General features: G+C 33.4%; 7 protein-coding genes. 2 read left to right on the plus strand and 5 right to left on the minus strand.

Features of this window, described 5'->3' with window-relative positions:
• Positions 1 to 2 precede the first annotated feature (2 nt).
• Genes V3V28_RS08655 through V3V28_RS08675 form a run of 5 tightly spaced genes read right to left on the minus strand, consistent with a single transcriptional unit; the run spans position 3 to position 4,200 of the window.
• On the minus strand, positions 3 to 416 hold the full coding sequence (locus V3V28_RS08655; protein WP_331364627.1) for a hypothetical protein: 414 nt from the start codon (positions 414 to 416) through the stop codon (positions 3 to 5).
• Positions 416 to 1,660 carry a DUF2586 family protein gene (locus tag V3V28_RS08660; RefSeq protein ID WP_331364628.1) on the minus strand — a complete coding sequence of 415 codons (1,245 nt, stop codon included), beginning with the start codon at positions 1,658 to 1,660 and terminating at the stop codon, positions 416 to 418. Before V3V28_RS08660 ends, V3V28_RS08655 begins: the two co-directional genes overlap by 1 nt.
• Entirely contained in the window at positions 1,660 to 2,124 is a 465-nt protein-coding gene (locus V3V28_RS08665; RefSeq protein WP_331364629.1) for a hypothetical protein, read from the minus strand. The genes V3V28_RS08660 and V3V28_RS08665 overlap by 1 nt, the downstream gene beginning before the upstream one ends.
• A 24-nt stretch (positions 2,125 to 2,148) precedes the next feature.
• Complete coding sequence (locus V3V28_RS08670; RefSeq protein ID WP_331364630.1) at positions 2,149 to 3,060, minus strand: hypothetical protein; 912 nt, start codon at positions 3,058 to 3,060, stop codon at positions 2,149 to 2,151.
• A gap of 21 nt (positions 3,061 to 3,081) precedes the next feature.
• Positions 3,082 to 4,200 (minus strand): Clp protease ClpP, encoded by a 1,119-nt coding sequence (locus tag V3V28_RS08675; protein ID WP_331364631.1) that lies wholly within the window; start codon positions 4,198 to 4,200, stop codon positions 3,082 to 3,084.
• 153 nt (positions 4,201 to 4,353) lie between these two features.
• Between V3V28_RS08675 and V3V28_RS08680 the strand changes: the two genes are divergently transcribed.
• Positions 4,354 to 4,788: a hypothetical protein gene (locus V3V28_RS08680; protein WP_331364632.1), complete on the plus strand. Its 435-nt coding sequence runs from the start codon at positions 4,354 to 4,356 to the stop codon at positions 4,786 to 4,788.
• The gene (locus tag V3V28_RS08685) at positions 4,788 to 6,248 is read left to right on the plus strand and encodes a hypothetical protein (RefSeq protein ID WP_331364633.1); all 1,461 of its coding nucleotides are present in this window, start codon (positions 4,788 to 4,790) and stop codon (positions 6,246 to 6,248) included. The genes V3V28_RS08680 and V3V28_RS08685 overlap by 1 nt, the downstream gene beginning before the upstream one ends.
• The last annotated feature ends 88 nt before the right edge of the window (positions 6,249 to 6,336 follow it).

Consider the following 6,336-nt stretch of genomic DNA (forward strand, 5'->3'; position numbering starts at 1 on the left):
AATTAAAAATTATTATAATCAGTATCTAACACAAACAATGTGTGTTGTTTATTCAATCCCATATCTCCAGTAACCTCACGACCTTGGTCTTGAAACTTGGCTAAAATGGTATCATTAATAATATCACTGTACTCATTTGTAAATGTTACATTGATATAAAATGGCTTTACATTAAGTAAATTACCTCCAGCAGCTTTTTCTATGGCAGCAATGTCTTGCATCATAAAAGTGGCTGTACACGTATCTGAAATCTTTCCTTTGGACCAGGAAGTTCCTTTGTTCTTTAAGGTATAATTCATCTGGTGTTCCTGCTCTGTATTGTAGCTAATCTCTACAAGATCTGAAGGAACTCCAGCGATATTTATATCTACATCGCCGCTATCGTAAGCTTTGCTATTTCTAATTACTTTACTCATTAGATGCTATTTTTAAGATTAGACGTTCCGTTAATTTTAACCACAGTTCCATAAGGCACAATCTGAAATTTTACAATCAGTTCTTTTGCAGTAATTAAATCACTATTAGGATCTACTGATGTTTTTCCTGAAGAAATTTCTGTAGCAGTTTCCATATCAGCAAAAACAGTATCTCCAAGGTTCTCGAAATACTTTATAACACCAGTTGGTAGCTTTCCACTTTTATCTACTGGTTGTTTTGTTTTTACTTTTGGTAATAAAGCATTTCTTAACAACCTACGTGCTTTGTCATGCGTTCTACCATAAGCAATAGTATGCTCATTAATATTACCTTCAGCATCTTGTATAATTTCTACACAAGTATGATCATTGTTCCAACGAACTCCAGCCATTGGCGGATAGGTTGTTCCAAAAAGATATCCTTTATCATCTAACGTTTGTAAATGACTCAATTGAGATTTAATGGTTTTATTATTAGACAGTCCAGCAACCAACCATTTACCTTTTATACCATCCGTCAAATTAAAAGATTCATTATCTCCGATGTTCTGATTTATAGCTGCTGCACTTACAGTTCCTAGAGCAGTTCCTACGTCAGCCATTTTTTTAGCGTTATCGACTAAACCGCTTGCATAGTTAAAATCTTGACCTATAACTACAGATACATTTGGAGCAGCCACATTTTCAATTGCTCTTAAATCTGCGGATGCAGCACCGTTACCACCAAAATCATAACCTTCTAACAAAATATTACAAGACATAAAGTTGTCGTCAGCCCATTTGTATAACAATTGCGCTTTTGCAATCACATTATATACATCAGCTGGCATTCCGTTTAACATGGTAGTTACTCCAGTTGGATTAACAGATAAAGCAATTTGTCTAATTGTTCCTTCAGCTTCAGTAATTAAAGCTTTACATAAAGTGTCATTTGCACTTTCACACATCTCTACCAAAGTAGTAGCTTGATCAGCTAATAAAATGTAGAGTTTCGTTCCTTCTCCAGCCAAACGGTAAAATTCATTTATATGTCTGTAAACATTTACATCGTTTGTTTTATCATAAGCTGGAGTAATTCCAAGGTTTTCAGCATCTACCAAATTGTAGATTCCTTTAACCGTTCCTATAGGTAAATTAGCAGCTGCAGGAGCAGCAGCTAGAAGCCCAGAAACTCCATCGCTAACTGCTAATGCATTTGCACCTACTTTACCTTTTTGAATTTTAGCTCCGTCTAAACTTGCCATTATTTACTAAATATTTTAGAAAATATTGAACGTGTAGCGTCTTTTTCAAAAACGATTTTTGCTAGCTTTCCTTCTTTAAAACTTAAAGAAGAACCTTGATATTTATACTCACCATTTGCTGGCTTGCCATCAATAGTAGCTTCATCCCCTTCAATAGGCTCTCTAACTTCATCTTTGATTTTTAAGAATGTTAATTCCTTTTTATCATCAGTAATAATTACCATACTTCCTTCTACCGTTTTAACAGTTTCTAAAAGTTTTTTTTGATCTTTAGTTTCTTCTTTTGAAACCACATCACTCTTTAAAATAAGAGCGTAATCAGACTTCTTATTCCCAACACTATTAGATGCAAGGTTGTCGCTTGTAAAGAATTCTCCATCCTTATTTACAAACACTTCCGAGAACGAAGCATTGCTTCCAAAAAATTTGGAAGCAGCTTCATTTATTTCTTTTGTAATTTTCATTCTGTCTTTAGGTTTTAGTTATTATTATGCTATATCAGAAACAATCGCTGCAATACCTCTAGCTTTTCTAGGCAATACGATGAAAAAATGTTTCATGTTAAACTCCCATTGCTGTGTTCTAGGAGTTGGCTTGTCTTCATAGAAAACTGTAGCTCCCATTGCTTTAAACATATCATCAGATACAAAAGCAAATGACGCTTCTTTGTCTCCAGCACCAGGAATAGAACCAAAAGATTTTTTAACCTTTGTAGCCACTGTAATATGTGGACAATCAACATACCAGTAGGTTTTAAAACCTTCAATACGCTGTTTTAATAATCCAAATTCATTTGAAGATAAATGATCAGCAGATTTTTTCATTTCAATTGCTTCCCATAATAAATCATTATAATGATCAGAACATAACACCAATATCCTTTGAGATTGAGGGATTTTTAATTTATCCCAAGCTGATTTCAATGTCAAAACATCTCTTCTAATTAATCTTTTACGACCATCAACAGTTTCTCCAGTAGTAACAAGAATAGGCGTGTTCGCAGTGTTTGTAGAAGGAGTTAATGCATGCGCAGCTTTAGCATGCTTTCTAGCCATAATAGCTTTAACGTGCTTTTGCTGTACAATTTTCACTTTATCGTAAGCAATATAATCAAGCTCATCATCTGTAACATTTGTTACGTACGTTTGATATTTATCTAAATTAATAGGAATATCTGCATCTGTTTGAGCAGCTGCTGGAATTGGATATGTAGTATTGTTAATCAATACTTCTGGATCAATACCAATATCAACTAAATGAATGGTTTGGTTTTTTCCACTTTTTGTGTCGTTTACGTGTCTCGACTCATCTGTAATTTCATTTAGAAATTGTGCGTCTTCAGTTTCTCTATATTGAAGTACAGCAACGTCTGTCCATACTTCTTGATTTAATCCTGCCATTTTATGGGTTTTATATTATTATTAAATTTGAAATTGATTTCCAAACTTTGCCTTACCTAAAGCCAAATAAGCATCAGGGTTATTTTTAGCCAAAGCTTCTATACCTCTAGGATCTTCTTTTTGGTATTTGTCCCAGTCCCAACCATCTTTTACAGTAGCGGTAACACTTGCATCGGTTCTACCAGTAAATAATGCTGCAATATCTGGTCTACCTTTTACACCTTCTAAAGCAAGCGATAAAGCTTCAATACCACTTGTTTCTCCAATAGTTCTATAAGTTTCGATTTTATCTTTATCCAACTTACCTTCTAATGGCTTTAACAAAGCTTCAATTTTAGCTTCTTTTTGATCCTTAACACTTTTTTCTAAAATGTCATACTTTCCTTGTAATGCAGTTAAATCTGCTGTTTTACTTTGCGCATTGAAATGTTTTTCCAGAGCTTCAAATACTGCTGTATCAGAAGAAGCTTCAGTCAAACCAGTCAATCCATACTTTGCAATTATTTCTAATTTCATTTTTATTGATTTTGATTTATAATTATTTTGTGTTTGTGAGGTTGCTAAAAGAGCTTCGAATTGACCAAACAATTCAGGATTAGCAATTGCCTGTTTTTCATTGATTTTTACATTAACAACTGGGTCTACGATTTCGTCTACAATTCCGTTTTCTAATGCTTTTTTTGAATTAAAGTATGTATCACCTTCAAACCATTTTAAAACAGATTTTCTAGCTTTACCAGTCATTGTTATTAAGTCTTCAATAAAGTTTTCGTTCATACCGTCTAATAATTCGGCATTAGAACGATGATCTGCTGCGGTTCCTCTTGTGGTTCCTTGTGCTTGATGCACCATTACAAAACCATTTTTAACAATACTTCTTTTATCAGCAGCTGGTAAAAGAAAAGCTCCCATAGAAAAAGCAACACCGTCAACTTGCATATCTATTGTTGCTTCAGAATTCTTTAATCTTGAATGAATGTAATTACCCGTAAAAACATCACCACCAATAGAATGCACATGCACTTTAATTTCACTATGCACTTTTTCAATTTGAGAAAAATGATGGTCAAAATACATATCATCGCCAGACCACATGCGTCCATGTAACCATATTTTATTGTCTTTTACTTTAATTATCATTTGTAAATGTTAAGCTTTTGAGCGTCAAAAGTGAGGTAATAAATACCCTAAAAAAAGAATGTTTGCAATGCTTGCAGACTATGTTGCAAGCATTGCAAACATTGTAGAGTCAAGGAGTCAGTTTCTATACTTTCGTATAGAAACAAGTAATTAATGGCTTTAACAAATCAGAAAAAAAGAAGTATTGCAGAAAGGCTTATCATAGAAGATGGTAAGACTGGAGAGTATGTATCAGATTTTTTAGACATTTCTTCGCAAACTGTCAGCAGATGGAGAAAAGGCAGAAAAGGAGAAAAAACTTGGGACGAACGTAGAACCGAAAACTTATCTGCGCCTCACAAAATTAAAGAGTTACTTCAGAAACAATTAGAATTAGTTGCTTCTGGAGAAAAAGCAACGATTGATGCGGATTCATTATCTAAAATTTCAAAAGTTTTACAAGACGTATCAAGTAAGGTCTCTACACAAGTAGTTTTAAGTGTTTTAGAAGAGTTTGATAATTGGTTTAGTGAAATAGACCCTGAAAAAGCTTTAGAAATCACAAAAATACATAGAGCATTTTTAATTTATAAAGCAACTTTAGAATAGTGACTACCAAATTTGACATAGATAAGAAGCTGCAAAAATTAATTGATCGTTATGATGCGAATTGCAATCGTCTACGCAAAAAATCTGCTTTAAAGCTTGCAGAAACACCTAAAGAAAAAAATACTCGTATTAAAGAGTTAGAAAAGGAATATATAGAATGGTTTGAACACTATTTTAACGCTTATGCAAAAGTAAAATGTGCACCTTTTCATAAAAAGCTTGCAAAATTAATAATAGACAACCCTACAGGAAGCACACTCGCTGAAATATATAGGAGTGGTGCAAAATCTGTACATATAAATTTAGGGATTCCGCTGTATTTATACCTCGTAAAAAAAGAGCTTTTCTTTATGTTGTTAGTCGGTCAAACGGAAAACAAAGCAAAGAAGCTACTGTCTGACATTCAAGCGAATTTGGAATATAATCAGCGGATCATCTCTGATTATGGCAAACGCTATAAAACAGGGAATTGGATTAACGGAGACTTTAGAACCTCTGATGGAGTAAAATTTTTCTCACTAGGTTATGGGCAAAATCCTCGTGGTATTCGTGAACTAGCAGAAAGACCAGACTTTATCTCTGTAGATGATTTAGATAGCAAAAAACGTGTTAAGAATAATAAATTAAGTGATGAAGCAGTAGAATGGGTTTGGGAAGATTTACAAGGTACGTTTGATGAAGGTTCTCCACGTAGACGTTTTGTAGTGTCAAATAACAATTTCCATAAGAACACAGTTATCAATCGTTTAAAAATTGAATTTAAACGTATTAATAAAATTGCCAAAGAATTTGGAGATCCTATTGAGCATTTTACGATTACTGTTCCTGCTGTTAAAGATTTAAAAAACTTTGAGCCAGCATGGGAAGCAAAAACAGATGAAAAATACTGGCGAAAGAAGTATAGAAAAACACCTTATCGTTCTTTTATGCGTGAATATATGCATGTTCATATTGTAGAGGGAAAAGTGTTTAAAAATGAAGATGTTGTTTACAAACAACGATATAGATTCAGTCAATATGATGCTTTGTGTTTTTATGGTGATTTAAGTTATACAGATGCAGGGGATTACAAAGGCTTGATTTTTATAGGTAAGAAAGGGCGTGAATACAATATTCTCGCAATTTACAATAGACAAGGTTCTAGAGCTCTCTGTGCTGAATGGCTGTATAATATCTACGAGGACAAAAACCTTCAGAAATACAATATCAGTTATTTTATTGAAGGAACTTTTGCTATGCATGAATTTGTAGATGATTTTGATGAAGAAGGCGATAAAAGAGGCTATCACATTCCTGTTGAAGCCGACACCGATACAAAAGGTGAGAAGTATGATAGAATTGAAGCAATGGCTGGACATTACAAACGTAAATCTATTTATATCGATAGTGCGATTAAAGAAGATACTGATACAATGTTATACAAAGAACCTGTTGTGCATTATAAAAAAGCTGTTCATTGATTAAGAGAATCGTATATTTAATTGAATTTCAAACATTTAAATAGATGAACAGCTTTAGAGCAAATTACGAGAAAATTTTAGAGGTATT

The sequence above is a fragment of the Polaribacter sp. genome (assembly GCF_036480315.1).
In the GTDB taxonomy this organism is placed as follows: domain Bacteria; phylum Bacteroidota; class Bacteroidia; order Flavobacteriales; family Flavobacteriaceae; genus Polaribacter.

Excerpts from the sequence above, each read along its gene's own strand:
- V3V28_RS08655 (WP_331364627.1), bottom strand. The coding sequence starts at position 416 with ATGAGTAAAGTAATTAGAAATAGCAAAGCTTACGATAGCGGCGATGTA.
- V3V28_RS08660 (WP_331364628.1), bottom strand. The coding sequence starts at position 1,660 with ATGGCAAGTTTAGACGGAGCTAAAATTCAAAAAGGTAAAGTAGGTGCA.
- V3V28_RS08665 (WP_331364629.1), bottom strand. The coding sequence starts at position 2,124 with ATGAAAATTACAAAAGAAATAAATGAAGCTGCTTCCAAATTTTTTGGA.
- V3V28_RS08670 (WP_331364630.1), bottom strand. The coding sequence starts at position 3,060 with ATGGCAGGATTAAATCAAGAAGTATGGACAGACGTTGCTGTACTTCAA.
- V3V28_RS08675 (WP_331364631.1), bottom strand. The coding sequence starts at position 4,200 with ATGATAATTAAAGTAAAAGACAATAAAATATGGTTACATGGACGCATG.
- V3V28_RS08680 (WP_331364632.1), top strand. The coding sequence starts at position 4,354 with ATGGCTTTAACAAATCAGAAAAAAAGAAGTATTGCAGAAAGGCTTATC.